Source organism: Pseudomonas sp. B1(2018), assembly GCF_003097365.1.
GTDB lineage: Bacteria > Pseudomonadota > Gammaproteobacteria > Pseudomonadales > Pseudomonadaceae > Aquipseudomonas > Aquipseudomonas laurylsulfatiphila.
Genome location: NZ_PYUK01000024.1, coordinates 23679 through 48174 on the forward strand (window position 1 = coordinate 23679; position 24496 = coordinate 48174).

General features: G+C 62.3%; 25 protein-coding genes. 10 read left to right on the plus strand and 15 right to left on the minus strand.

Features of this window, described 5'->3' with window-relative positions:
- Window positions 1-24 precede the first annotated feature (24 nt).
- Window positions 25-1911, plus strand: coding sequence for a TonB-dependent receptor domain-containing protein (locus C9422_RS27865; protein ID WP_116582927.1), 1887 nt, complete (start codon window positions 25-27; stop codon window positions 1909-1911).
- Between the two features lie 124 nt (window positions 1912-2035).
- On the opposite strand, the gene C9422_RS27870 is transcribed toward C9422_RS27865, so the two are convergent.
- The 12 genes from C9422_RS27870 to nrdR all read right to left on the minus strand — a co-directional run bounded on the left by C9422_RS27870 (window position 2036) and on the right by nrdR (window position 10829).
- On the minus strand, window positions 2036-2824 hold the full coding sequence (locus C9422_RS27870; protein ID WP_116582899.1) for a cobalamin-binding protein: 789 nt from the start codon (window positions 2822-2824) through the stop codon (window positions 2036-2038).
- Entirely contained in the window at window positions 2824-3243 is a 420-nt protein-coding gene (locus C9422_RS27875; protein ID WP_102702040.1) for an MFS transporter, read from the minus strand. Before C9422_RS27875 ends, C9422_RS27870 begins: the two co-directional genes overlap by 1 nt.
- Window positions 3240-3857, minus strand: a complete 618-nt coding sequence (gene ribA, locus C9422_RS27880; protein ID WP_007970170.1) for a GTP cyclohydrolase II — start codon at window positions 3855-3857, stop codon at window positions 3240-3242. Before ribA ends, C9422_RS27875 begins: the two co-directional genes overlap by 4 nt.
- Window positions 3858-4078: 221 nt before the next feature.
- Window positions 4079-4819 (minus strand): ABC transporter substrate-binding protein, encoded by a 741-nt coding sequence (locus C9422_RS27885; protein ID WP_116582900.1) that lies wholly within the window; start codon window positions 4817-4819, stop codon window positions 4079-4081.
- Between the two features lie 35 nt (window positions 4820-4854).
- Window positions 4855-5358, minus strand: coding sequence for a phosphatidylglycerophosphatase A (locus C9422_RS27890; protein ID WP_007970166.1), 504 nt, complete (start codon window positions 5356-5358; stop codon window positions 4855-4857).
- Window positions 5355-6320: a thiamine-phosphate kinase gene (gene thiL / locus C9422_RS27895; protein WP_116582901.1), complete on the minus strand. Its 966-nt coding sequence runs from the start codon at window positions 6318-6320 to the stop codon at window positions 5355-5357. Before thiL ends, C9422_RS27890 begins: the two co-directional genes overlap by 4 nt.
- 28 nt (window positions 6321-6348) lie before the next feature.
- Window positions 6349-6849 (minus strand): transcription antitermination factor NusB, encoded by a 501-nt coding sequence (gene nusB / locus C9422_RS27900; RefSeq protein WP_007970164.1) that lies wholly within the window; start codon window positions 6847-6849, stop codon window positions 6349-6351.
- The gene (ribE, locus tag C9422_RS27905) at window positions 6846-7322 is read right to left on the minus strand and encodes a 6,7-dimethyl-8-ribityllumazine synthase (protein WP_003228649.1); all 477 of its coding nucleotides are present in this window, start codon (window positions 7320-7322) and stop codon (window positions 6846-6848) included. The genes nusB and ribE overlap by 4 nt, the downstream gene beginning before the upstream one ends.
- A gap of 91 nt (window positions 7323-7413) precedes the next feature.
- Window positions 7414-8505 (minus strand): bifunctional 3,4-dihydroxy-2-butanone-4-phosphate synthase/GTP cyclohydrolase II, encoded by a 1092-nt coding sequence (ribBA, locus tag C9422_RS27910; protein WP_007970163.1) that lies wholly within the window; start codon window positions 8503-8505, stop codon window positions 7414-7416.
- 16 nt (window positions 8506-8521) lie between these two features.
- The gene (locus tag C9422_RS27915) at window positions 8522-9187 is read right to left on the minus strand and encodes a riboflavin synthase (protein WP_008018158.1); all 666 of its coding nucleotides are present in this window, start codon (window positions 9185-9187) and stop codon (window positions 8522-8524) included.
- 47 nt (window positions 9188-9234) lie between these two features.
- Window positions 9235-10368, minus strand: a complete 1134-nt coding sequence (gene ribD, locus C9422_RS27920; RefSeq protein ID WP_116582902.1) for a bifunctional diaminohydroxyphosphoribosylaminopyrimidine deaminase/5-amino-6-(5-phosphoribosylamino)uracil reductase RibD — start codon at window positions 10366-10368, stop codon at window positions 9235-9237.
- Window positions 10365-10829, minus strand: a complete 465-nt coding sequence (nrdR, locus tag C9422_RS27925) for a transcriptional regulator NrdR (protein ID WP_003228656.1) — start codon at window positions 10827-10829, stop codon at window positions 10365-10367. The genes ribD and nrdR overlap by 4 nt, the downstream gene beginning before the upstream one ends.
- Window positions 10830-10956: 127 nt before the next feature.
- Between nrdR and C9422_RS27930 the strand changes: the two genes are divergently transcribed.
- From C9422_RS27930 to trxA, 3 genes are all read left to right on the plus strand, one after another.
- Window positions 10957-11421, plus strand: a complete 465-nt coding sequence (locus tag C9422_RS27930; RefSeq protein WP_116582903.1) for a YbaY family lipoprotein — start codon at window positions 10957-10959, stop codon at window positions 11419-11421.
- Entirely contained in the window at window positions 11418-12074 is a 657-nt protein-coding gene (locus C9422_RS27935; protein ID WP_116582904.1) for a methyltransferase, read from the plus strand. The genes C9422_RS27930 and C9422_RS27935 overlap by 4 nt, the downstream gene beginning before the upstream one ends.
- A gap of 131 nt (window positions 12075-12205) precedes the next feature.
- On the plus strand, window positions 12206-13078 hold the full coding sequence (trxA, locus tag C9422_RS27940; protein ID WP_007970158.1) for a thioredoxin: 873 nt from the start codon (window positions 12206-12208) through the stop codon (window positions 13076-13078).
- A gap of 89 nt (window positions 13079-13167) precedes the next feature.
- Here the strand turns inward: trxA and C9422_RS27945 are convergent, their stop codons facing one another.
- Window positions 13168-13509, minus strand: coding sequence for a hypothetical protein (locus tag C9422_RS27945; protein WP_116582905.1), 342 nt, complete (start codon window positions 13507-13509; stop codon window positions 13168-13170).
- Between the two features lie 135 nt (window positions 13510-13644).
- Between C9422_RS27945 and C9422_RS27950 the strand changes: the two genes are divergently transcribed.
- The 5 genes from C9422_RS27950 (at window position 13645) to C9422_RS27970 (ending at window position 17811) form a co-directional block, all read left to right on the plus strand.
- The gene (locus C9422_RS27950) at window positions 13645-14235 is read left to right on the plus strand and encodes a DUF2796 domain-containing protein (RefSeq protein WP_116582906.1); all 591 of its coding nucleotides are present in this window, start codon (window positions 13645-13647) and stop codon (window positions 14233-14235) included.
- A gap of 121 nt (window positions 14236-14356) precedes the next feature.
- Window positions 14357-15067, plus strand: coding sequence for an ABC transporter ATP-binding protein (locus C9422_RS27955; RefSeq protein WP_007970153.1), 711 nt, complete (start codon window positions 14357-14359; stop codon window positions 15065-15067).
- A 1-nt stretch (window position 15068) separates the two neighbouring features.
- A complete protein-coding gene (locus tag C9422_RS27960) occupies window positions 15069-16334 on the plus strand; it encodes an ABC transporter permease (RefSeq protein ID WP_116582907.1) in 1266 nt (421 codons plus the stop codon).
- Between the two features lie 11 nt (window positions 16335-16345).
- Window positions 16346-16864: a DUF3299 domain-containing protein gene (locus C9422_RS27965; protein WP_007970150.1), complete on the plus strand. Its 519-nt coding sequence runs from the start codon at window positions 16346-16348 to the stop codon at window positions 16862-16864.
- A gap of 248 nt (window positions 16865-17112) precedes the next feature.
- Window positions 17113-17811, plus strand: a complete 699-nt coding sequence (locus C9422_RS27970; protein WP_095965761.1) for an OmpW family protein — start codon at window positions 17113-17115, stop codon at window positions 17809-17811.
- Window positions 17812-17993: 182 nt separating this feature from the next.
- Here the strand turns inward: C9422_RS27970 and C9422_RS27975 are convergent, their stop codons facing one another.
- Window positions 17994-18923, minus strand: a complete 930-nt coding sequence (locus C9422_RS27975; protein ID WP_116582908.1) for an NAD-dependent epimerase/dehydratase family protein — start codon at window positions 18921-18923, stop codon at window positions 17994-17996.
- Window positions 18916-19800, minus strand: a complete 885-nt coding sequence (locus tag C9422_RS27980; protein WP_007970144.1) for a sugar nucleotide-binding protein — start codon at window positions 19798-19800, stop codon at window positions 18916-18918. Before C9422_RS27980 ends, C9422_RS27975 begins: the two co-directional genes overlap by 8 nt.
- 307 nt (window positions 19801-20107) lie before the next feature.
- Between C9422_RS27980 and C9422_RS27985 the strand changes: the two genes are divergently transcribed.
- Complete coding sequence (locus C9422_RS27985) at window positions 20108-24424, plus strand: DNA glycosylase AlkZ-like family protein (protein WP_116582909.1); 4317 nt, start codon at window positions 20108-20110, stop codon at window positions 24422-24424.
- Window positions 24425-24496 lie beyond the last annotated feature (72 nt).

A 24496-nucleotide genomic window follows, 5' to 3' on the forward strand; every position in this document is an offset into this window, starting at 1 on the left:
TTGATTGTGAAAGCCCGGATTCCGATGAAACTCTCTCCCCTCGCCCTGACGCTGACCCTGCTGCCGGCTGGTCAACTGCTGGCCGACACCTTCGAGCGCGATCAAGCGCTGAAGCTGCCCGACGTGCTGATCAGCGCCAACCGCCAGGTCGAAGCGCGCAACGACAGCAGCGCCGCCAACACCGTGTTCACCCGCGACGACATCGATCGCCTGCAACCCGATAGCGTCACCGACCTGCTGCGCCGTGTACCGGGCGTGCAAATCGTGCAGACCGGCGGGCGCGGCAGTCTGCCGGGGGTGTACATCCGCGGCACCCAGTCAGCCCAGAGCCTGGTGCTGGTGGACGGCCAGCGCATCGGCAGTTCGACCTCCGGCGACAGCAACCTGCAGCACCTCAACATCGAACAGGTCGAGCGCGTGGAAGTGCTGCGCGGCTCCCGTTCGGTGATTTATGGCAGCGATGCGATTGGCGGGGTGGTCCAGATCTTCACCCGCCGGGGCGGCGAGCAGGGCCTGCAACCGCGCCTGCACACAGCGTTTGGCAGCAACCAGACCTGGGAGCGCAGCCTTGGCTTGTCCGGCGGCGATGAGCGAACCCGCTTCAACCTCGGCGCCAGCCTCGACGAAAGCGCAGGGATCAATCGCACCCACGAGTCTTACCCCAGCGACGGCGACCATGATGAGTACCGCAACCAGTCGTTCAGCCTGAGCGTTAGCCACGCACTCAGCGATGACATCGAGATCGGCGCCAACGCGCTCGATAATCGCGGCAAAAGCGAATTCGACAACCCGTTCGGACGCTTCGACATGAATACGTTCGAGTCGGTCCAACAGCAGCCCGACAACGAATTCGATGTGAGCAGTGTCAGCAGCTACATCGACGCGCGCTTCAATGACCTGTGGAAAACCCGCATCGAGTTCGGCCACAGCGAAAACCGCGAGAAGACCCTCGACAAACTCAGTGACGAACGCAGCGTGTTCAATACCTACCGGGATTCGGTGAACTGGCAGAACGACCTGACGCTTGACGAGCGCAACAGTCTGCTGCTCGGAGGTGACTGGTATGAAGACCGGATCAACAGCAGCACCCCGTTCGATGAAGACAGTCGCTGGAACCGTGCGGCGTACATCCAGCACCGCTATCGGGCTGACCGTTTCTCCACGGAGCTGGGTCTGCGTCACGACGACAACCAGCAATTTGGCAGCCAGAACACCTGGAGCGGGACCTTCACCCTGCCACTGAACCTGGACAACGAAGTGCTGTTCACCTACAGCGAAGGCTTCCGCGCACCGACGTTCAACGACCTGTACTACCCCGACTTCAGCAACCCGGACCTCAAGCCTGAAACTTCGAAAAGCTATGAGCTGCAATGGCGCAGCCAATTGACCGAGAGCAGTCGTCTGGAAACGTCGCTGTATCGCACCGACCTTGAAGACGCGATCATCTTCGGCAGCAACTCGCGCCCCGAGAACGTCGCCTCGGCGCGGATCAACGGCTTCGAAGCAGCGCTGAAACAGGAATTGTTCGACTGGCAAAGCAATCTCGGCGTGGCGATCATCGACCCGCGCGACCGCGACACGGGTCATACCCTGGCCCGCCGCGCGCGCCGCACTTTGAGCTGGGATCTGGACCGACAGTTCGACCGCCTGGGCCTCGGCGCCAGTTGGCAAGCGGTCAGCAGCAGCTATGACGACCTGAACAATCAACAGCCCCTCGGCGGCTATGCCTTGCTGGGGCTGCGCAGCAGTTGGGCGCTCAATCGTGAAGTCAGGCTGGAGCTGAAGGTCGACAACCTGCTGGACAAGGGTTACAGCCGGGCGTTGTACAGCTACCAAGGCAGCCAGTACGGGTATCGCGAGGAAGGTCGGGCGTGGATGTTTGGCGTGACCTGGACCCCCGACATCCGCTGAGATCACCTGTAGGAGCTGCCGAAGGCTGCGATCTTTTGATCTTGTCTTTAAAAGAAAAATCAAAAGATCGCAGCCTTCGGCAGCTCCTACAAAGGCGTGGCCAGAGTGTCAGCGACAGTACATTTCAGCGGTCGGGTGCGATCAATTGGCACAGCTTTGCAGTCGCCTCAATCATCTGCCCACTCGGCCGCTCCAGGCCCTTGTCCGTGACCAATCGCAACTGTCCTTGCGCCACGGGCCAGGCTTTCCACGCATCGAGCTGCGCCTGATCGCTGGCCAGAATCACCTCGGGATTACGCTGCAACACGGCTTCCACGCTGACTTGCGGTGCCGGCAGTTTCAGGTCGGCAAACACGTTTTGGGCTCCGCAGACCTCCAGCGCATCGCTGATGATCTGCTCGCCGCCGACGGTGTACAACGGCCGATCCCATATCTGATAGAACACCCGCAACGGCTGATCCCGTCGATAGCGTTGACGCAATGCATCCAACCGCTGGCGCAAGTCGCCGGCCAATGAAACGCCGCGGTCAGGCCGACCGAGCTGAGCGGCAATGGCCTCGATCTGCGCGGCAAGCTGCTCCAGGCTGTGGGGTTCGGCGACGTAGGTGGGAATGCTCAGGCGTTTGAGCTGGTCCCGCTGGGCCGGGCCGACGCTACCGGGCCATAGCAGCAACAGATCGGGCTGCAGACTGAGCAGCCGCTCCATGTCCAACTGGCCATAGCGGCCAACGGAGGGCAGGTTCTTGAGTTCAGCCGGTCGGTCACCGGCGTCCAGCACACCGACCAGGAGGTCGGCAGAACCCAGTTCCACGACGATTTCAGAGAGTGACGGTGCAAGGCTGACGACTCGCTCGACCGCGATGGCCGAGCGGCTGGCGGCCAGCAGCAAAACCGCCAGCCAGAGCGCGCGCATCAACCGAGCTGACGCGGAATACGGTAGAGGTAGAACAGCACGGCGGTCGACAGCGCCAGCAACATCAACGGCACCGCTTCGAGCCCGACGAACACCGCCAGGGCACCGATCCACGCTGGCAGGCCGGCGGCAAGGAACGCTGTACGGCGCTTCGCCGCCAGGTTGATCCACGCGCCAGGTTCTTCAGGGGTATCGAGGGCTTTCTGGGTGGCGATCAGCGCGTGCTTGTAGGCGCCGAAAAACTTCAGGCTGACAAACATCGAAGCGACACCGGCGATGAACAACGGCATCGCCAGCACCGGCAGAATGGCTTCGCTCTGGCCGAACACCGCGTTGATCACGAACAGCGGCAACAGGGCCAATGCCAGGTATTGCCACCAGTTGACGGACAGTCGCCGCCGAACCTGACCCCGGGTCACGCCCGGTCTACCTCGCCCTGATGTTCATTGCCCATCATGTGGTCGAGCTTGCTGGCCTTGGTCGCCAGGTAGAGTCGGTTATGCGGGTTGTGGCCAGTGTGCAACGGCACGCGCTCGGCGACCGCGATACCCATGTCGGTCAAGGCTTTGACCTTGCGCGGGTTGTTGGTCATCAGGCGCAATGACTTCACGCCCAGGTGCTCCAGCATCGGCAGGCACATGGCGTAGTCACGCTGGTCGGCGGCAAAGCCCAGACGCTCGTTGGCTTCGACGGTATCGGCGCCACCGTCCTGCAGCTCATAGGCGCGGATCTTGTTCAGCAGGCCAATGCCACGTCCTTCCTGGCGCAAGTACAGCAATACGCCACGACCTTCACGGGCGATAGCCTGCAAAGCGGCCTCCAGTTGCGAGCCGCAGTCGCAACGCTGGCTGAACAGGGCATCGCCAGTCAGGCATTCGGAGTGCAACCGGCCGAGTACCGGGGCACCGTCGTCGAACTCACCCAGGCTCAGCACAACGTGCTCGCGGCCAGTGCCTTCATCGAGAAAGCCATGCATGGTGAATTGCGCAAAAGGCGTTGGCAGCTTGGAAGCGGCGACAAAAACGACAGGCACCGGTGTGCTCCTGATCTAAAAGTTCTGAAGATTCGCAGAGCCGGCATTGTAACAGCAGGTTCCGAGCGACGCTTAGGCTGAATTATCGGCGATAACTATCAAAAAGTTTGATATCCGGGCCGATCAATCTCTGTAGGAGCTGCCGAAGGCTGCGATCTTTTGATTTTGACTTTTAAAGATCAAAAGATCGCAGCCTTCAGCAGCGCCTACATTGGCCCCGTTCAATTGTCTTCGAATGGGTATGGCTGCTTCCAGCGCTCGAAGATAGGTTTCAGCTCACCGCTTTTGACCAACTGCTCCATGCGCTGATCGAACAGCGCCATCAGGCTACGCGCCTTTGCGGTCTTGGCAAAGCACAGGTACAGCGGCAACTCGGCGATATGGGTACTGCGCAACTGGGAGGGGTCTTTGGCACGATTGCGCACGTAATCGACTTCGGTCTGCGCGTCGATGTAATAGTCGGCACGGTTGTGGGTCAGCATCGACACGATGCCGTCGCGCCGCTGCACTTCAGCAAAGTGCTGCACGTTGGGCAAATAATCCTGGTAATCGTAGCCACGGACCCAGGCCAGCCGATAATTGCCCAGGGTTTCGGGGGTTGGCACCGGACTGCTCGCCAGGCCCAGGGCATAGATGTGATCGGTGTCGAAGCTCCAATGGGGATAGAGCACAGCCTCGGATTCGTCGCGATAGGAACCGACGCAGGCATCGACTTCACCCCGTTCGGCCAAGCCCAGCGAACGCACGTAGGGCTCGGTGCGGATGTCCACTTTGACACCTGCCGGTTCGAACACTTGTCGCAGCACGTCCCAGCCCAGGCCATGACCGTCAGCGGCGGTGTAGTCTTCCCAGTCCTCGCTGGCCAGATGAATCACCGACGGCGGCGTAGCACCCCCTCCTCCCGCTTGGGCGAAAGCGCAAAACATCGCGAATACCACCACCATCAATCCACGTAGAACCATCCCTGCTCCCCCGATTAACGCCTGGTAACCCTTGATCAGGCGAAAAACCACACCAATCCCTGCATAGCCAACCAGGCGAACACCCCGGCCAGCACATCATCGAGCATGATACCAACGCCGCCATGCACGTGCCGGTCGATCCAGCGAATCGGCCATGGCTTGAGGATATCGAAGAAGCGGAACATCAAGAAGCCTGCCAGCAACCACTGCCAACCTTCCGGCACCAGCCACAGGGTGATCCACATCCCGACCATTTCGTCCCAGACGATGCCTTCATGGTCGTGTACCCGCAAATCGTCGGCCACTTTGCCGCACAGCCAGAAGCCGAACAGCATGGTGATGCCAAGCATCAGCCAGTAACCCCAGTCGGGCAACATCTGCCACAACGGAATAAAGGGCAGCGCAACTAACGATCCCCAAGTGCCGGGCGCCTTTGGCAAGGTGCCCGAGCCGAAACCAAACGCCAGGAAATGCCATGGATTACGCCAGACCGACGGCGGTACGAATTCCGCCGGGACCTGTTTGGGATGATCTGTCACGGTGACTCCCGAAAATGTTGATAACCCCGGGTTTGCGGGGTGATGTCTTGGCCATCGGCGTCCAGCAACGTCACGCCCTGTCCCGTCACCACCTGCCCAATCACATGGATCGGCCAGCCGTCGGCCAGCAATAGCGGCAACTCGACGGACGGTAGGGTGAACGCCAGCACGTAATCGTCGCCGCCGCTCAGGGCCGCCACCTGGGCGTCCGATCGGCCGAGAAAGTCGATCAGGCTCTGCGACAGCGGTAAACGCTCCCGCTCGACTTCGATACCGACCTTCGAGGCCAGTGCGATATGCCCGCAATCAGCGAGCAGGCCGTCGGAGATGTCCATCGCCGAAGTGGCCTTGCCCCGCAGCACCTGCCCCAGGCCAAGCTGCGGCTGCGGCGACCAGTAGTGGGCCAACAACGGCTCGGCAATGCTCGCGTCGGCCGTGCGCTGGCCGAGCACCAATGGCAAGGCACCGGCGGCATTGCCCAGGTCGCCACCGACACACAGCAGATCGCCCGGTTGCGCACCGCTGCGGGTCAGCGCCTGGCCAACCGGCACGCGCCCGAACACGGTCATGGTCAGGCTGAGCGGCCCACGCGTCGTGTCACCGCCTACCAGCGCCACGCCGCAGCCTTGCGCCATCTGGTTCAAACCACGGGCATAGGCTTGCAGCCAATCGGCGGTCACCGTCGGCAAGGTCAGGGCAAGGGTAAAGGCGATTGGAGTGGCGCCCATGGCGGCCAGGTCGCTGACGGCCACGGCCAGCGAGCGCTGACCGAGCAGAAAGGGATCGCAGGGATCGGCGAAATGCACGCCGGCCACCAGCGTATCGGTAGATATCGCCAACTGCTCCCCGGGAGGAACAGCCAGCAAGGCGCAGTCATCGCCGATCCCGAGGGCAACGCCTTCGCCGCCCTGCGCACAAGGCGCGGCGGCGAAGAAATTGCGGATCAGCTCAAACTCGCCCATGGCTTCGTGTCGACATTCCAAGCGCCGATCAGCGCTTGAACGCCTTCACTTCAGCTTCACGCAGACGCGGGGCCAGCTTGTCGAGCACACCGTTGACGAACTTGTGGCCGTCGGTGGAACCGAAGACCTTGGCCAGTTCGATACCTTCGTTGATCACAACGCGGTACGGCACGTCGACGCGCTTGAGCAGTTCCCAGGTGGACAGGCGCAGAACCGCCAGTTCAACCGGGTCCAGCTCTTCGATGGTCAGATCGAGGCAAGGCTTGAGTGCGGTGTCGATTTCGGTCTTGAACTGCGGAACCCCGTGCAGGATTTCGCGGAAGTACGCGCCGTCGACATCGCTGAAATCGTTATCGACCCGGAACTGCGCTTCGATCTCGTTCAGCGACTGCTTGGCCATGTGCCATTGGTACAGCGCCTGAGTCGCGAGCTGACGGGCTTCGCGGCGCTTGGCGCTTTTCGATGGCTTGCCGGCATCCGCAGGCTTTGGATCGCGCGGGTTGAAACGATCGCTATCGTCGCTAATCACTTGGCCTCCAACTGCGCCAGCAGGCTGACCATTTCCAGAGCGGACAGGGCAGCTTCAGCACCTTTGTTGCCGGCCTTGGTGCCGGAACGCTCGATGGCTTGCTCGATGGAGTCAACGGTCAGCACGCCGAATGCAACCGGTACGCCGAACTCCATGGACACCTGGGCCAGGCCCTTGGTGCATTCGCCAGCCACGTATTCGAAGTGCGGAGTGCCGCCACGAATGACTGCGCCCAGGGCGATGATTGCCGCGAACTCGCCCTTTTGAGCGACTTTCTGTGCAACCAGCGGAATTTCGAAGGCGCCAGGTGCGCGGATGATGGTGATGTCGCTTTCGCTCACGCCGTGGCGAACCAGGGCATCAACGGCACCGCTGACCAGGCTTTCAACGACGAAGCTGTTGAAACGCCCTACTACAAGAGCGTAGCGGCCTTTAGGGGCGATGAAGGTACCTTCGATGGTCTTCAGGGTCATTCGTTAGATCTCTTAAAGAGCCGGGACGCGTCTCGTACGCGTCCCTCAGTGATATTTGAACCGCGAATTCAAGGCCGGGAACAACCGGTCATTATTCGGAGGGCACGTATTCTACAACTTCCAGATCGAAACCGGATATCGCATTAAATTTCATTGGCGCCGACATCAGGCGCATTTTGCGTACGCCAAGGTCACGCAGGATCTGCGAACCGGCACCGACAGTGCTGTAGGTGGTCGGTTTTTTCACCGCGGCGTGATCGGCGGTTTCGCGAATATGCGCCAGCAATACATCGCCATCAAGCGGGTGACCGAGCAACAGCACCACGCCGCTGCCGGCCTCGGCAACCGCTGACATGGCGGCGCGCAGGCTCCAGCGGCCCGGTTGCTTGACCATCAGCAGGTCACGCAGCGGGTCCATGTTGTGCACGCGAACCAGGGTCGGTTCTTCGGCACACACGTTGCCCAGGGTCAGCGCCATGTGCACGTCGCCTTCCACCGAATCACGATAGGTCACCAGGTTGAATTGGCCCAGTTCGCTGTCCAGCGGCTGCTCGGCAATCCGCTGAACGGTACGTTCGTGGATCATCCGGTAGTGAATCAGGTCGGCGATGGTGCCGATCTTGATGTCGTGTTCGGCAGCAAAAGCTTCCAGTTCGGCGCGACGGGACATGGTGCCGTCGTCGTTCATCACTTCGCAGATCACGCCGCTCGGCTCGAAACCGGCCATGCGCGCCAGGTCGCAGGCAGCTTCAGTGTGGCCGGCACGGGCCAGGGTGCCGCCGGCCTGGGCCATCAGCGGGAAGATGTGGCCCGGGCTGACGATGTCTTCAGCCTTGGCATCACGGGCGGCAGCCGCTTGCACGGTACGCGCGCGGTCGGCGGCGGAGATGCCGGTGGTCACGCCGGTGGCCGCTTCGATGGAGACGGTGAACTTGGTGCCGAAACCGGAACCGTTGCGCGGCGCCATCAGCGGCAGCTTGAGCAGTTCGCAGCGCTCGCGGCTCATCGGCATGCAGATCAGGCCACGGGCGTGCTTGGCCATGAAGTTGATGTGCTCGGGCTTGCAGCACTCGGCGGCCATGATCAGGTCACCTTCGTTCTCGCGGTCTTCGTCATCCATGAGGATGACCATCTTGCCTTGGCGGATGTCTTCAACCAGTTCTTCGATGCTATTGAGCGCCACAAGGCACCCCCTTGAGTCAGGATTTGAGGTAGCCGTTGGCGGCCAGAAAGCTTTCGGTAATGGTGCTGCCCGCAGTCGGCTCTGCGGCCTTGTCGCCCAAAAGCAGACGCTCCAGGTAACGGGCCAGCAAGTCCACTTCCAGGTTCACCCGGCGACCAGGCTGATACGACGCCATGATGGTTTCGCTCAGGGTGTGCGGAATGATGGTCAGCAGGAACTCGGCGCCATCGACTGCGTTCACGGTCAGGCTGGTGCCGTCGACGGTGATCGAGCCCTTATGGGCGATGTACTTGGCCAGGTCCTTGGGCGCGCGAATGCGGAATTCCACGGCGCGCGCGTTTTCGGTACGGGCAACCACTTCACCCACACCATCGACGTGACCGCTGACCAGATGCCCGCCAAGGCGAGTGGTCGGGGTCAGGGCTTTTTCCAGGTTGACCGGGCTGCCGCTTTTAAGGTCGTTCATGGCAGTGCAGTCGAGGGTTTCGCGACTGACGTCCGCCGCAAAACCATTGCCCGGTAATTCAACGGCAGTCAGGCACACGCCGTTGACCGCGATGCTGTCGCCCAGTTTGACATCGCTCAGGTCGAGCTTGCCGGTTTCGACGTGTACCCGCACATCACCGCCCTTTGGGGTCAATGCACGAATACTGCCGATGGATTCGATGATGCCGGTAAACATGAGGTTCTCCTCGAGAACAAAGCCAGCGCTATAGCGATGGCCGGAAATTATACGCTCGCCGCTGGCACAGGGATGGCGATGACTCGCCAGTCATCGCCAACTGCACGAATTTCGGTGATTTTGAGTGCCGGCGCATCCTTCATTTGCGCGAGCGGCCAGTCCAGCAGCGGCCGCGCCGAAGAACCCAGGAACTTCCCGGCAATGAATATCTGGAATTCGTCCACCAGCCCAAGCTGAGCGAAAGCACCCGCCAGCCGCGGACCGGCCTCGACCAGCACCTCATTGACGCCACGGTTGGCGAGCTCGACCAGCAACTGACGCAAGTCGACCTGGCCATCGTAGCCGGGCACGATCAGGCATTCCGGGCCATTGGCGTACTGCTCTTCCACCGCCACACAGGTGGCGACCAGCGCCGGGCCGGCCTTGAAGAACGGCGCATCCAGCGGAACGCGCAGGCGGCCATCGACCAGCACACGCAGCGGCGGCCGGCTCATGGCCAGTGCTGTTTGCTCGGCGTCCAGTCCGAGCTCATCGGCACGCACGGTCAAGCGTGCGTTATCCGCCAGCACTGTGTCGGCGCCGGTCAGCACCACGCTGGCCTGGGCGCGCAGGCGTTGCACCGCCGAGCGTGCTGCCGGACCGGTAATCCACTGGCTTTCGCCGCTTTCCATCGCCGTGCGACCGTCGAGGCTCATGGCCAGCTTGACCCGCACGAACGGCAAGCCGTGCTCCATGCGCTTGAGGAAGCCTTGGTTGAGCTTTCGCGCTTCGCCCTCCAGCACACCACTTTCGGTGGCGATACCGGCCTGAGCCAGGCGTTGCAAACCGCGACCGGCGACTTCCGGGTTCGGGTCCTGCATCGCCGCGACCACGCGGGCCACGCCGGCATTCACCAGCGCATCGGCACAGGGCGGCGTGCGGCCGTGGTGGCTGCAAGGCTCAAGCGTCACATAAGCGGTTGCGCCACGCGCCTGCTCACCGGCCGCGAGCAAGGCGTGGACCTCGGCGTGAGGCTCGCCGGCGCGCTCGTGCCAGCCTTCGCCGACAATCTGCCCATCCTGCACGATCACGCAACCTACACGCGGGTTGGGGTGCGTTGTGTAATGCCCCTTGCGCGCCAGTTCCAGGGCACGGGCCATGAAATGGGCATCGAGGATGGCAAGTTCTGCGGGCGTGGTCATTCTTTCACCGGTTCACGGGCCAGGCGATCGATCTCTTCGCGGAACTCGTTGAGGTCCTGGAAGCGGCGATACACCGAAGCAAAGCGGATGTAGGCGACTTCGTCGAGCTTCTGCAGCTCGGCCATCACCAGTTCGCCAACCACGAGGGATTTGACCTCGCGCTCGCCGGTGGCACGCAGTTTGTGTTTGATGTGCACCAGCGACGATTCGAGGCGCTCGACACTCACCGGGCGCTTCTCCAGCGCACGCTGCATGCCGGCGCGGAGTTTTTCTTCGTCGAACGGCTGGCGGCTGCCGTCGGTTTTGATCAGGCGCGGCAACACCAGTTCAGCCGTCTCGAACGTCGTGAAACGCTCGCCGCAGGCCAGGCATTCACGCCGGCGGCGCACCTGTTCGCCCTCGGCGACCAGACGCGAGTCGATGACCTTGGTGTCGTTGGCACCGCAGAAGGGACAGTGCATGGTGGCAGGCAACAAAAAAAGGGAGGGCCATGGTAGCGCATCCCGGTGGCAAGACAAGCCATAGGGTTTGCGGTATACAGACGGGATGATCACTTGATCCATGGAATTCAGCTTTATGGAGCCACCAATGTCGTTACGTCCGCTCATTTTGCTCAGTGTTTTCAGCCTGCTGGTGGCTTGCGGCAGCGATGCACCCAAGCCCCAGCCGCCAACACCTGGCCCGGCGCCGCAGCAAGCGCAGAAGAAAGCCCGGGAGGCCGCCGACCTCGGCCCCCTGCCTGCCTATCAGCGTGAGCTGAGCGGCACCCTGCAAGGCGTGCCGGCCGGTGCTGAAGTCGAGCTGGCATTGCTGGTGATCGACGAGAAAGACCGCCCGCAACAATTGCTCGCCAGTTCCAGCCTGATCGGCAACAACCAGGTATTGCCGTTTCACTTGCGCTTCAATCCGGAGTCCTTCCCGTCCGGCGCCCGCGTGGAACTGCGAGGCCGCGCCAGCCAGTCCGGCCAGTTGATCCTGCACTTGCCGTCGCAACTGATTACCCAGCCGACCACCCAGGCCCTGGGCCAATTGCAATTCGTCAAAGCCCCATGAGTGCACCGTTCGACCTGCAACGGGCCTTGGTTGAACTGCTGGGTGATGCACAATTGGTGGCCTGCCCGTTGCCGGAAACCGATTTGAAGCTGTGGCTGATCGACGGCGACAACATGGACCGCGCCTTCAGCCCCGAAGAAACCCGGCGCATCCTGCATGAGCCACCGTACTGGAGTTTCTGCTGGGCCAGCGGCCTGGCCGTGGCCCGCTATCTGGCCACAAACCCGCACTGGGTCGAAGGCAAGCGGGTGCTGGATTTCGGCGCCGGTTCCGGGGTGGCGGGGATTGCCGCCGCCAGGGCCGGCGCATTGGAAGTGCTGGCCTGCGACCTCGACCCACTGGCGATTGCCGCGTGTCGGGCGAATGCCGAGCTCAACGACGTGCAACTCAACTACTCGACGGATTTTTTCGCCGAAGCTGATCGCTTCGATCTGATCCTGGTGGCGGATGTGCTGTACGACCGGGCGAACCTGCCGCTGCTCGACCAGTTCCTCAGTCGCGGCCGAGAGGCGCTGGTGGCGGATTCCCGGGTACGGGATTTTCGCCATCCGTTGTACCGGCGCATCGAGATGCTCGAAGCCATGACCCTGCCGGATCTGGCCGAGCCCCACGAGTTTCGGCATGTGAGCCTGTACCACGCGCAGCGTGATTGACGCCGTTAAAAGATCGCAGCCTTCGGCAGCTCCTACATGGAATGCGGTTTACCCTGTAGGAGCTGCCGAAGGCTGCGATCTTTTGCGCCAGCCCTTATAGTGAGCGAATTCACGCTTCCAAGAGATTGCCCATGAGTCAGGAAACGCCGTACATCTTCGACGCCACGACTGCCGATTTCGACCAGTCGGTGATCGAGAACTCTTTCCACAAGCCGGTGCTGGTGGATTTCTGGGCCGAATGGTGCGCGCCCTGCAAAGTGCTGATGCCGATGTTGCAGAGCATTGCCGAGAGCTACCAGGGTGAATTGCTGCTGGCCAAGGTCAACTGCGACCTCGAGCAAGACATCGTCGCCCGCTTCGGCATCCGCAGCCTGCCGACCGTGGTGCTGTTCAAGGATGGCCAGCCTGTCGACGGTTTTGCCGGTGCCCAGCCGGAATCCGCCGTGCGCGCCCTGCTCGAACCTCATGTGCAGATGCCGCCACCGGCCGCCGCCGATCCGTTCGAGCAGGCCCAGGCGTTGTTCGACGACAGCCGCTTTGCTGATGCCGAAGCGCTGCTCAAAGTGATCCTGGGTGAAGACAATACCAACGCCAAGGCGCTGATCCTGTACGCCCGCTGCCTGACCGAGCGCGGTGAACTGGGCGAGGCGCAAGCCGTGCTGGATGCGGTCAAGAGCGACGAGCACAAGGCCGCGCTGGCCGGCGCCAAGGCGCAGATCAAGTTTCTCGGTTTGGCCAAGGACTTGCCGGACGCCGCCGACCTGAAGGCACGGCTGGCTAAAGATCCGCTGGACGATGAGGCGGTCTATCAACTGGCAATCCAGCAGCTGGCCCGTCAGCAGTACGATGCTGCGCTGGATGCTTTGCTGAAGTTGTTCATACGCAACCGCAGCTACAGCGAAGGCTTGCCGCACAAGACCTTGCTGCAGGTGTTCGAGTTGCTGGGCAATGATCACCCGCTGGTGAGCACGTACCGCCGTAAACTGTTTGCTGCGCTTTATTAAAAATCAAAAGATCGCAGCCTGCGGCAGCTCCTACAGAGGATATGTTTTCACCCTGTAGGAGCTGCCGCAGGCTGCGATCTTTTTACGGTCTACTCGATCCAGCTGTAGAGCGGCGTATCCCCGCCGCTCAGCACCTTCACATCCGCACAATGGCGCAAACGCACCAGCAGGCGCTTGCCCGCCGCCGCACTGCCGGTCAGGCCTTCCAATTGATCGAGCAAGTCCGGTCCACTCAACTGTCCGGCCTGACGCAGCAAATCCCGGGCGATCTGCCACAGCGCATCATCCTGATTCAGCGGTTTCGCCACCGGGGTGCTGACCGGGGATTTTTCTACCTGCAACTGCGCCCCTAGTCGCGCCCAGTCCGCATCGTCCATCTCCAGGGTCAAATCCACCGGCCAGTCGCCGATGCTTCCGCGAATTCGCAACATCAGTCTGCTCCCGCAATTTTCTTCCCTGCATGCTCCCATGGGACTTGTGCTACGCCAAGCAGGCAGTCAAACTCTCCGCACTGATGTTATAAGATTACATAACATTTTCTTCATTTTACTTTTCGGAGACTCGCCATGCGTCGTCTGCTTCTCGCTCTGCCGTTTGCCATGCTGCCGCTGGCTGTTGCCCATGCCGCCGACGAACACGATCATGAGCATGGCAGCCTGGGTGCCCACGAACATGGCGTTGGACGCCTGAACGCAGTGCTGGACGGCAAGACCCTGGCGCTGGAGCTGCAAAGCCCGGCCATGAACCTGGTGGGTTTCGAACACGTCGCCACCAGCGATGCCGACAAAGCCAAAGTCGCCGCGGCCCGCGCTCTGCTTGAGCAACCGCTGACCCTGTTCAACCTGCCGAAAGCCGCCGGTTGCGTGGTGGAAAACCAGGAACTGGAAAGCCCGTTGTTCGGGGACACGCTAGATGCCGACGATGACCATGATGAAGACGACAAAGATGAAGATGGCCACGAACATCATCACGACCACAGCGAAATCCACGCTCATTATCAGTTCACCTGCGCCACACCGAACGCATTGAAGACCCTGGACCTGGCGAACATGTTCAACGCGTTCCCGGACACTCGGACGATTCAGGTACAACTGATCGGCCCGAACGGGCAGCAAGGCGTTGACGTGACTGCCAAGGCTGCCGCCCTCAAATTCTGAACTCACAATAGATTTCCTGTAGGCGCTGCCGCTGGCTGCGATCTTTTTACCTTCGAAGATCAAAAGATCGCAGCCTGCGGCAGCTCCTACACAGGTCATCAACATTCATGAAGTCGGCTAAATGACCCAAGCACTCATCGAACTGTCCGACCTGGGCTTCAGCTGGCCCGGTCACCCGCCACTGCTGGACATCCCGGCGTTTCGCCTGGAGCGCGGTGAAACCCTCTTTCTCAAAGGCCCCAGCGGCAGTGGCAAGACCACCCTGCTCGGCCTGCTCGGCGGCGTGCAAAAGCCCGATCGCGGCAGCATTCGCCTGCTCGGCCAGGAGCTGACGCAGCTGTCGGCCGGCGCCCGTGACCACTTCCGCGTCGATCACACCGGCTACATCTTCCAGCAGTTCAACCTGCTGCCGTTTCTGTCGGTGCGTGAAAACGTCGAACTGCCCTGCCACTTCTCGAAGCTGCGTGCCGAACGGGCGAAACAGCGTCACGGCAGCGTCGACAAAGCGGCCGCGACGCTGCTCGCTCACTTGGGTCTGAAGGATGCAAATATCCTCGGTCGCCGCGCCGATTCGTTATCCATCGGCCAGCAGCAACGGGTCGCCGCCGCCCGTGCACTGATCGGGCAACCGGAATTGGTGATCGCCGACGAGCCGACCTCGGCCCTCGATTACGATGCCCGTGAGAATTTCATTCGCCTGCTGTTCGCCGAGTGCCGCGAGGCCGGCTCGAGCCTGTTGTTCGTCAGCCACGACCAGAGCCTGGCGCCGCTGTTCGACCACAACCTGTCGCTGGCCGAACTCAATCGCGCCGCCACCCCGTCCGAGGTCTGAGATGTATCTGTTTCGTCTAGCCATGGCCAGCCTGGCTAACCGCCGCTTCACCGCGATCCTCACGGCGTTCGCCATTGCCTTGTCGGTGTGCCTGCTGCTGGCCGTGGAGCGCGTGCGCACCGAAGCCAAGGCCAGTTTCGCCAGCACCATCAGCGGTACCGACCTGATCGTCGGCGCCCGCTCCGGCTCGGTGAACCTGTTGCTGTACTCGGTGTTCCGCATCGGCAACGCCACCAACAACATCCGCTGGGACAGCTTCGAGCACTTCGCCAGCAACCCGAAAGTGAAATGGGCGATCCCGATGTCCCTCGGCGATTCCCATCGCGGCTATCGGGTGATGGGCACCACCGAAGCCTACTTCGAGCATTACCAGTACGGTCGCCAGCAACACCTGGAGCTGGCCGATGGCCGGGCGTTTGCGACCGACCCGTTCGAAGTGGTGCTCGGTGCCGAAGTGGCCGAGGCACTGCACTACAAACTCGGTGACAAACTGGTGCTGGCCCACGGCGTGGCAGCGATCAGCCTGGTCAAGCACGACGACAAGCCGTTCACCGTGGTCGGCATTCTCAAACGCACCGGCACGCCGGTGGACCGCACGCTGCACATCAGCCTTGGCGGCATGGAAGCGATTCACATCGACTGGCATAACGGGTTGCCGGCCCGGGGCGAGGGTCGAATCACCGCCGATCAGGCGCGCAACATGGACCTCACACCGCAAGCGATCACCGCGTTCATGCTTGGCCTGAACAACAAGATTTCGACCTTTGCCCTGCAACGGGAAATCAATGAATTTCGTGGTGAGCCAATGCTGGCGATCCTGCCGGGCGTGGCGCTGCAGGAGCTGTGGAGCCTGATGGGCACCGCGGAAAAAGCCTTGTTCGTGGTCTCGCTGTTTGTGGTGCTGACCGGGTTGATCGGCATGCTCACGGCGATTCTCACCAGCCTCAACGAACGCCGCCGGGAAATGGCGATCCTGCGTTCGGTGGGTGCGCGACCGTGGCACATCGCGACGCTGCTGGTGCTCGAAGCCTTTGCCCTGGCGCTGTCGGGCGTGATCGCCGGCGTGGCGTTGCTGTATGTGTGCATCGCCGCGGCCCAGGGTTATGTGCAGGCCAACTACGGTCTGTATCTGCCGCTATCGTGGCCAAGCGAGTATGAATGGACGTTGCTCGGTGGCATCCTGATCGCCGCGTTGCTGATGGGCAGTGTGCCGGCCTGGCGCGCCTATCGCCAATCCCTGGCCGATGGCCTGTCGATCCGTTTATGAGGACGTTGAACATGCCCCGCGCAGTACTTGCGCTGTTGATGCTGGTCGCCCTGCCCCTGTGGGCAGCCCAGCCGCGAGATTTGACCTGGTCGGAGATGATTCCGCCGGATGCGCCGAAAGAAGTGCCGAACATGACGCCCCTGCATGACCTGTCGCAGATGAGCAATGCGCTGTCGGCCGAGTCAGCGCCCGCCGCCAAACAAGACTTGCCCAACGCACCGGTGGTCAAGACCCTCGATGGCCAGAACATTCGCCTGCCGGGCTACATCGTGCCACTGGAAGTGAGCGAGGAAGGACGCACCACGGAGTTTCTGCTGGTGCCCTATTTCGGCGCCTGCATCCACGTACCGCCACCGCCGTCGAACCAGATCGTGCACGTCAAAAGCGAAGTCGGCGTGAAGCTCGACGAGTTGTATCAGCCGTACTGGATCGAGGGCGCATTGCAGGTCAAGGCGTCCACCAGCGAACTGGCGGATGCCGGGTATCAGATGGAGGCGGACAAGATTTATCTGTATGAATTACCGGAGTGAATCCGGAGTTTCCTTGTCGCCAACACAATCGCCATCGCGGGCAAGCCCGCTCCCACAGGTTCGATGTTGAAACAAAAATCTTCAGCATTGCGCAACTCATTGTGGGAGCGAGCTTGCTCGCGATGAGGCCATCAGCAACACCACAAAAATCACTCCCTTCCCACTTTCATTGAGCTGCATCAAAAGACCGAATCGTTAGGCGCCTTACCATTGGACATCGAACATTTTTAACGTCCTCTGGAGCCCCCATGAACAAGTCCTTGCTCAGCGCTTCGCTGGTTGCCCTTGCGCTTGCAGCCCCGCTCGCCAATGCTTTCGAAGCCGGTGACATTATCCTCCGTGCCGGCGCCATCACCGTCGACCCGGAAGCCGACAGCTCCAGCGTCAAGGTTGATCAAGGCCCGCTGGCGGGTGCCGACCTGGGTGGCAAAGCGACTCTGAGCAGCGACACACAGCTTGGTCTGAACTTCGCCTACATGCTCACGAACCACCTCGGTATCGAGCTGCTCGCGGCAACCCCCTTCGAACATGATGTGAAAATCAAGGGCACCGCGCTGGCCCCTGCCAATGGCAAGCTCGGTAGCATCAAACAGCTGCCGCCAACCTTGAGCCTGGTGTATTACCCGCTGGATCCCAAGTCGGCGTTCCAGCCGTACATCGGCGGTGGCATCAACTACACCTATATCTACGACGAACATGTCGGCAGCCGAGCCCAGTCCGCCGGTTTCAGCAATTTCAAGGCGGATAACTCATGGGGTCTGGCCTGGCAGGTCGGGGCCGACTACATGCTGACCGACAACGTGATGATTAACGCCCAGGTGCGCTACATCGACATCGATACCACCGCCACTGTGGAAAACAACGCCATTGCACCGGGCACTCGGGCCAAGGTCGATGTGGATGTGGATCCGTTCGTCTACATGGTCGGTCTGGGCTACAAGTTCTAAGTAACGTTCACGTGGTGGTGGATGAGGCCGTGGCGAGCAAACTCAATACTGATGACGACCGTGACGGAGTCGATCTGGAGCAAGCTCCCTCGCCATAGAAGTTGCACACGCTGTAAGTAAATTCCGGCCGTGAAAAAGGCGCCTGTAAAAAGGCGCCTTTTTCATGTCCGCGGGTGAGCGATCTATCGCCCCAGCAACCGCGCCAGCCCCACGCTCATCGGTGTTTGCGAGGCGGTGCGAAAGCGCTCCAGCAGACGCCGGTTGTTCGCCCGGGAATGACGGATGTCACCGGAGCGCGCCGGGCCGTAGCTTACCGGTGGCAGTTGGCCGACCACGGCCTCAAGCGCTTCGAGCATTTGCTTGAGGGTCGTCGCCTGGTTCCAGCCAACGTTGACCGCCCCCACTTCGGCCCGGGGCTTCTCGATGGCCTGCACCAGCAAGTCGACCAGGTCTTCGACGTAGACAAAATCCCGGGTCTGCTCACCATCGCCGAACACGGTGATCGGCAAGCCCTTCAGTGCTCGCTCGCTGAAAATGCTGATCACCCCGGAGTACGGCGAGGACGGGTCCTGGCGCGGGCCGAAGATGTTGAAGAAGCGGAAAATCACCGGCTCCAGCCCATGCTGGCGACGGTAGAAATCTAAGTACTGCTCGCTGGCCAGTTTGTCCACCGCATACGGCGTCAGCGGCGCCTTTGGGGTGTCTTCGTCGATCGACTCGCCCTCGCCATTGTTGCCATACACCGCCGCGCTGGAGGCGAACAGCACGCGTTTGACCCCGGCCTGGCGCATGGCTTCGCAGACGTTCAGCGTGCCGATGAAGTTGCTCTGGTGCGTGCGCACCGGATCGTCCACCGAGGCCTGCACCGACGCCACGGCGGCCAGGTGCGCCACGGCGCTGCAACCGGCCATTGCCTGGGCGACCAAAGCCGCATCGGCCACGTCGCCGACGATCAGTTCGACCTTGGGATTATCCAGCGGCAGATTACTGCGCTTGCCGGTGGACAGATCATCGAGAATCCGCACCGCATGGCCCTTGGCGAGCAGGGCGTCAGTCAGGTGCGAACCAATGAAACCGGCACCACCGGTGATCAAAACGGGACCGTCAGCCATGGCGATAGAACCTGTCCAGTAGACCGGGAAGCGCCGCACGCCAGGCGCGTGGCTTGATCCCGAAGGTGTGCAGAATTTTCTTGCAGGCCAATACCGCGTGTTGCGGCTCTTCCGCAGCATCCGGACGCGCGGCGTGGGCCTGGGCGGTCGGGGCTTCGATGGCCAGCGGATGCAGGCTGCGGGCTTCGGTCAGAATCGCCTGCCCCAGCGCCAGCGGCGTGGTCGCCTCATGCCCGGCGTAGTGATAGGTGCCCCACAGCGGCGCTGCGCAATCGAGTTGCTTGAGCACTGAAATGATCACCCGGGCGGCATCGTCGACCGGCGTCGGGTTGCCACGCCGGTCGTCGGCCATCAGCAGTTCTTCGGGTTGTTCGGCACGGGCGAGGAAACGGCCAAGGGCACCATCCGGGCTGTCGTCCAGCAGCCAGCCGAAACGCAGCAGCACGTGTTGCGGGCAAGTGGCGCGAACGCTTTGCTCGATCCGCCACAAGGCCTGCCCCCGCAAGCCCAAGGGCACGGGTTCGTCTTTTTCGCTGTAGGCCGTTGCGCGGGAGCCGTCGAACACGCGATAGCTGGAAGGTTGCAGCAAAACGATGTTGTGGTGCTGGCACAGTTCCGCCAGACGCTCGATCGCACGCTCCTGGCCGGCCAGACGCTGTTCGCTGACCGCTTCGGCCTGAAACCAGTCGAAGTAGTAGGCAAGGTTGATCAATGCATCGGGACGGGTGTCGTCGAGCAGTTGCGTCAGGCTCGCGGCATCCCAGCCGTCTTGCGGCGGGCGGGGGGCGAGGAAACCGATGTCTTCCTCCGCACCGAGGCGAATCAGCGCCTGCCCAAGGGCATTTCCGCCGCCCAGTAACATAAGGCGCATTCGCATAGAGTCAGCAGGCCCAGTCTGATTGGAACGATGGCTATATCGACATCGCCCCCAGGCGATGTCGTTGGTAATTGCCGGAATCGTTGCATTTTGCGGGTTTAGTGCGCAACCGTCATCCGTAAAGTGTAGATGTCCGGGATTTGTGGTGCTGCCACTGGCCTCATCGCGAGCAAGCTCGCTCCCACAATGGTTTTGTGAACACCGCCCCCCTGTGGGAGCGAGCTTGCTCGCGATGGGGGCCCTGTCAGTCAACAGAGATCCCGAGCGGTACTTGCATCTTGCGCCCCCCACCCGCATAACTTGCTGCATGAACCTGCCCATCCCCGCAGACAGTGCCCTGAGCGGCTTCCACCCCGCCGTCAGTGCCTGGTTCAGCCACACGTTCGCAGCGGTCACCGCCGCCCAGGCCCGGGCGTGGCCGTTGATCCGCCAGCGCCGCTCGACCCTGGTCGCCGCGCCCACCGGCTCCGGCAAGACCCTCACCGCGTTTCTCGCGGTCATCGACGATCTGGTGCACCGCGGCCTGGAAAGCCCCGAAGGCTTGCCCGACGCAACGCTGGTGGTCTACGTCTCGCCGCTCAAGGCGCTGTCCAACGACATCCGGATCAACCTGCAAACCCCGTTGGCCGGCATTACCGAACAATTGCGTGTGATGGGCCTGCCCGAACTGCAGATCAGCACCGCCGTGCGCACTGGCGATACACCGCAAAAAGACCGCTCGGCGATGCGCAAGACGGCGCCGCACATTCTGGTGACCACACCGGAATCCCTGTACGTGCTGCTCGGTTCCGACTCCGGTCGGCAGATGCTTGGCACCACACAAACGGTGATCATCGACGAAATCCATGCCATGGCCGCCAGCAAGCGCGGCAGCCATCTGGCCCTGAGCCTTGAACGCCTGCAGGCACTCTGCCCCGAGCCGCTGCTGCGCATCGGTCTGTCGGCCACGCAAAAACCTATCGAAGCCGTGTCGCGCTTTCTGGTCGGTCGCGACCGCCCGTGCGAAATCGTCGACATCGGCCACGCCCGCCCCCGCGACCTGGACATCGAAGTGCCGCCCGTGCCGCTGTCGGCCGTGATGACCAACGATGTCTGGGAACTGGTCTACGACCGCCTCGCCGCCCTCGCCCGCGAGCACCGGACCACGCTGATTTTCGTCAACACCCGGCGTTTGGCCGAACGCCTGAGCCGGCACCTGAGCGAACGCCTGGGCAAGGACGCCGTAGCGGCCCACCATGGCAGCCTGGCCAAGGAGTTTCGCCTGGACGCCGAGCAGCGGCTCAAGCGTGGCGACCTGCAAGTGCTGATCGCCACGGCATCGCTGGAACTGGGGATTGACATCGGCGACGTCGACCTGGTGTGCCAGATCGCCTCGCCGCGTTCGATTGCCGGGTTTCTGCAACGGGTCGGCCGCTCCGGGCACCAGGTCGGCGGCACGCCCAAGGGCCGCTTGTTCGCCACCACCCGCGACGACCTGATCGAATGCGCCGCGTTGCTCGACTGCGTGCGCCGGGGTGAACTCGACACCCTGTTGATCCCGCAAGCACCGCTGGACGTGCTGGCGCAGCAGATCATCGCCGAAGTCAGTTGCCAGGAGTGGCCTGAGCAAGCGCTGCTGGAGATGCTGCGCCGCGCCTCGCCCTACGCCGGACTCGACGACAAACACTATCAGGCGCTGCTGCACATGCTCGCCGAAGGCTACAACGGGCGTCAGGGCCTGCGCAGCGCCTACCTGCACCGCGACGCCGTGAGCCGCACCCTGCGCGGTCGCCGTGGCGCAAAACTGACCGCAGTGACCAGTGGCGGGACCATTCCGGACAACGCTGATTACGCCGTGCTGCTGGAGCCTCAAGGGCTGAACATCGGCACCATCAACGAAGACTTCGCGGTGGAAAGCATCGCTGGCGATATCTTCCAGTTGGGCAATACCTCCTATCGAATCCTGCGCGTGGAAACCGGCAAGGTGCGGGTCGAGGATGCCCAGGGTCAGCCGCCGACCATTCCGTTCTGGCTCGGTGAAGCGCCGGGGCGCAGCGCCGAATTGTCCTCGGCGGTGGCGCGCTTGCAGGCACAACTCGACGACCTGCTGGGGACCGCGCCTGGTAACTTGCAGCCAGCGCTCGACTGGCTGACCGGGACCCTGGGCCTGAACCTCGCCAGCGCCGAACAACTGGTGGACTACCTGGCCCGCGCACGACAGACACTGGGTGCCCTGCCCTCGCAAGACACGCTGTTGATGGAGCGTTTTTTCGACGAGTCCGGCGGCACCCAACTGGTCATTCATACGCCGTTCGGCAGCCGTATCAACCGCGCCTGGGGCCTGGCCCTGCGCAAGCGTTTCTGTCGCACCTTCAACTTCGAACTGCAAGCCGCCGCCAGCGAAGACGCTATCGTGCTGTCGCTGTCCACCAGCCACAGTTTTGAACTGGACGATGTCTGGCGCTACCTGCACAGCAACAGCGCCGAACACATCCTGATCCAGGCCGTGCTCGACGCGCCGCTGTTCGGCGTGCGCTGGCGCTGGAATGCCGGCGTGGCCCTGGCGCTGCCGCGCTACAGCGGCGGGCGCAAAGTCCCGCCGCAGATCCAGCGGATGAAAAGCGAAGACCTGATCGCCAGCGTGTTTCCCGATCAGATTGCCTGCGTGGAAAACCTCGCCGGCGAACGGGAGATTCCCGACCATCCGCTGGTGGAACAGACCCTCGACGATTGCCTGCACGAAGCCATGGACACTGAAGGCTGGCTGGCCTTGTTGCGGCGCATGGAGCGCGGTGACATTCGCCTGATCAGCCGCGACTTGCCGGCGCCCTCGCCGCTGGCGGCAGAGATTCTCAGCGCCCGCCCCTACACCTTTCTCGACGATGCACCGCTGGAAGAACGCCGCACCCAAGCGGTACTCAATCGGCGCTGGAGCGATCCGCAATCCACCGACGACCTCGGAGCGCTGGACGCCGAGGCGATTGCCGCCGTGCGCGACGAAGCCTGGCCGGTGCCCTCCAGTATCGATGAAATGCACGAGGCCTTGATGAGCCTGGCGTGCATCACCGATGCCGAGGCCGGCGCCAATCCGCAATGGCTCGACTGGCTCAAGACCCTGGCCGACAGCGGACGCGCGAGCCGTTTACAGATCAATGCCGGCCAATCGTTGTGGCTGGCGCTGGAGCGCCTGACCTGCCTGCAGGCCATTTATCCACAGGCCGAATTGACGCCACCGCTGCAAGCGCTGCCAGACTTCGATGAAAGCTGGGCACCCGACGAAGCCGCCCTCGAACTGATCCGCGCACGGCTCAGCGCCTTCGGCCCACTTGCGCTCGAGCGCATTGCCGAACCACTCGGCTTGCCCGCAGCACAAGTGACCCAGGCCCTGACGCAACTGGAACGCGAAGGCTACGTGTTGCGCGGTCGCTTCACCCCGGGCATCGCCGAAGAAGAATGGTGCGAGCGGCATTTGCTGGCGCGAATTCACCGCTATACGGTCAAGCGCCTGCGCCGGGAAATCGAACCGGTGGCGTTGCAGGATTTCATGCGATTCCTGTTTGATTGGCAGCATGTGTCGACTGCAAGCCAGGGCCAGGGTGCTGCGGTGTTGCCAGCCATCGTCGGGCAATTCGAAGGCTACCCCGCTGCCGCTTCCGCCTGGGACAGCGACATTCTGTCCGCACGGATCAAGGACTACTCGGCGACCTGGCTGGATGAGTTGTGCCGCAGCGGCAGACTGGTGTGGACGCGCCTGACTGCGCAAAACAAAAACACCGGCACCGCATTGCGCAGCACACCGATTGTCTTGCTGCCGCGCAACCGGGTCGGCCTCTGGAGCGGCTTGACCGAACAGACACCGGTGAGCGAGCTGTCGCCGAAAACGCAAAAGGTCCACGCCGCCCTCAGCCAGCATGGCGCGCTGTTTTTCGACGAGCTGATCCATGAGGCGCACTTGCTGCGTTCGGAACTGGAAATCGCCCTGCAGGAACTGGTGGGTGCGGGGCTGGTGAACGCCGACAGCTTTGCCGGTTTGCGCGCGCTGATCACCCCGGCCAGCAAGCGCCAGCCGCGCAACAGTCGGCGTGGACGCGGTGCATTCATCGGCGGCATGGACGACGCCGGGCGCTGGGCCTTGTTGCGACGTGCGCCAATGGCCCCTGTGGTGGAAAACCAGCGTCCCGCACCGACGCCGGCCGAGACCCTGGAACACATCGCCATGACCTTGCTGCATCGTTACGGCGTGGTGTTCTGGCGCTTGCTGGAACGTGAGGCGGACTGGCTGCCGAGCTGGCGCGAACTGCTGCGCACCTTCCATCGCCTGGAGGCACGCGGCGAGATTCGTGGGGGACGGTTTGTCAGCGGCCTGGCGGGCGAGCAATTCGCCCTGCCCGAGGCGATTCCATTGCTGCGGGAGATGCGACGTCGGCCCCATGACGGGAGTTTGGTCGCGGTGTGCGGGGTCGATCCGCTGAACCTCGCCGGCACACTATTACCTGGTGCGAAAGTCCCGGCGCTGGCGAGCAATCGGCTGGTGTATCGCGACGGTTTGCCGGTTGCTGCCGAGATTGCCGGCAAGCAACAGTTTTGGGGGGAGCTGGATCAGCAGGCGAGTGCCGAGGTGCGCAGCAAACTGATCCGGCATTAATGTCGTCTGGACCGGCCCCATCGCGAGCAAGCTCGCTCCCACAGGGGATTTTCTGTGAATACAAATTTTTGG

Bases quoted from the DNA above. Each gene is read 5' to 3' on its own strand.
- C9422_RS27865 (WP_116582927.1), top strand. From the start codon at position 25: ATGAAACTCTCTCCCCTCGCCCTGACGCTGACCCTGCTGCCGGCTGGT.
- C9422_RS27870 (WP_116582899.1), bottom strand. From the start codon at position 2,824: ATGCGCGCGCTCTGGCTGGCGGTTTTGCTGCTGGCCGCCAGCCGCTCG.
- C9422_RS27885 (WP_116582900.1), bottom strand. From the start codon at position 4,819: ATGGTTCTACGTGGATTGATGGTGGTGGTATTCGCGATGTTTTGCGCT.
- thiL (WP_116582901.1), bottom strand. From the start codon at position 6,320: ATGGGCGAGTTTGAGCTGATCCGCAATTTCTTCGCCGCCGCGCCTTGT.
- ribE (WP_003228649.1), bottom strand. From the start codon at position 7,322: ATGACCCTGAAGACCATCGAAGGTACCTTCATCGCCCCTAAAGGCCGC.
- C9422_RS27915 (WP_008018158.1), bottom strand. From the start codon at position 9,187: ATGTTTACCGGCATCATCGAATCCATCGGCAGTATTCGTGCATTGACC.
- ribD (WP_116582902.1), bottom strand. From the start codon at position 10,368: ATGACCACGCCCGCAGAACTTGCCATCCTCGATGCCCATTTCATGGCC.
- nrdR (WP_003228656.1), bottom strand. From the start codon at position 10,829: ATGCACTGTCCCTTCTGCGGTGCCAACGACACCAAGGTCATCGACTCG.
- C9422_RS27930 (WP_116582903.1), top strand. From the start codon at position 10,957: ATGTCGTTACGTCCGCTCATTTTGCTCAGTGTTTTCAGCCTGCTGGTG.
- C9422_RS27935 (WP_116582904.1), top strand. From the start codon at position 11,418: ATGAGTGCACCGTTCGACCTGCAACGGGCCTTGGTTGAACTGCTGGGT.
- trxA (WP_007970158.1), top strand. From the start codon at position 12,206: ATGAGTCAGGAAACGCCGTACATCTTCGACGCCACGACTGCCGATTTC.
- C9422_RS27945 (WP_116582905.1), bottom strand. From the start codon at position 13,509: ATGTTGCGAATTCGCGGAAGCATCGGCGACTGGCCGGTGGATTTGACC.
- C9422_RS27950 (WP_116582906.1), top strand. From the start codon at position 13,645: ATGCGTCGTCTGCTTCTCGCTCTGCCGTTTGCCATGCTGCCGCTGGCT.
- C9422_RS27955 (WP_007970153.1), top strand. From the start codon at position 14,357: ATGACCCAAGCACTCATCGAACTGTCCGACCTGGGCTTCAGCTGGCCC.
- C9422_RS27960 (WP_116582907.1), top strand. From the start codon at position 15,069: ATGTATCTGTTTCGTCTAGCCATGGCCAGCCTGGCTAACCGCCGCTTC.
- C9422_RS27965 (WP_007970150.1), top strand. From the start codon at position 16,346: ATGCCCCGCGCAGTACTTGCGCTGTTGATGCTGGTCGCCCTGCCCCTG.
- C9422_RS27970 (WP_095965761.1), top strand. From the start codon at position 17,113: ATGAACAAGTCCTTGCTCAGCGCTTCGCTGGTTGCCCTTGCGCTTGCA.
- C9422_RS27975 (WP_116582908.1), bottom strand. From the start codon at position 18,923: ATGGCTGACGGTCCCGTTTTGATCACCGGTGGTGCCGGTTTCATTGGT.
- C9422_RS27980 (WP_007970144.1), bottom strand. From the start codon at position 19,800: ATGCGAATGCGCCTTATGTTACTGGGCGGCGGAAATGCCCTTGGGCAG.
- C9422_RS27985 (WP_116582909.1), top strand. From the start codon at position 20,108: ATGAACCTGCCCATCCCCGCAGACAGTGCCCTGAGCGGCTTCCACCCC.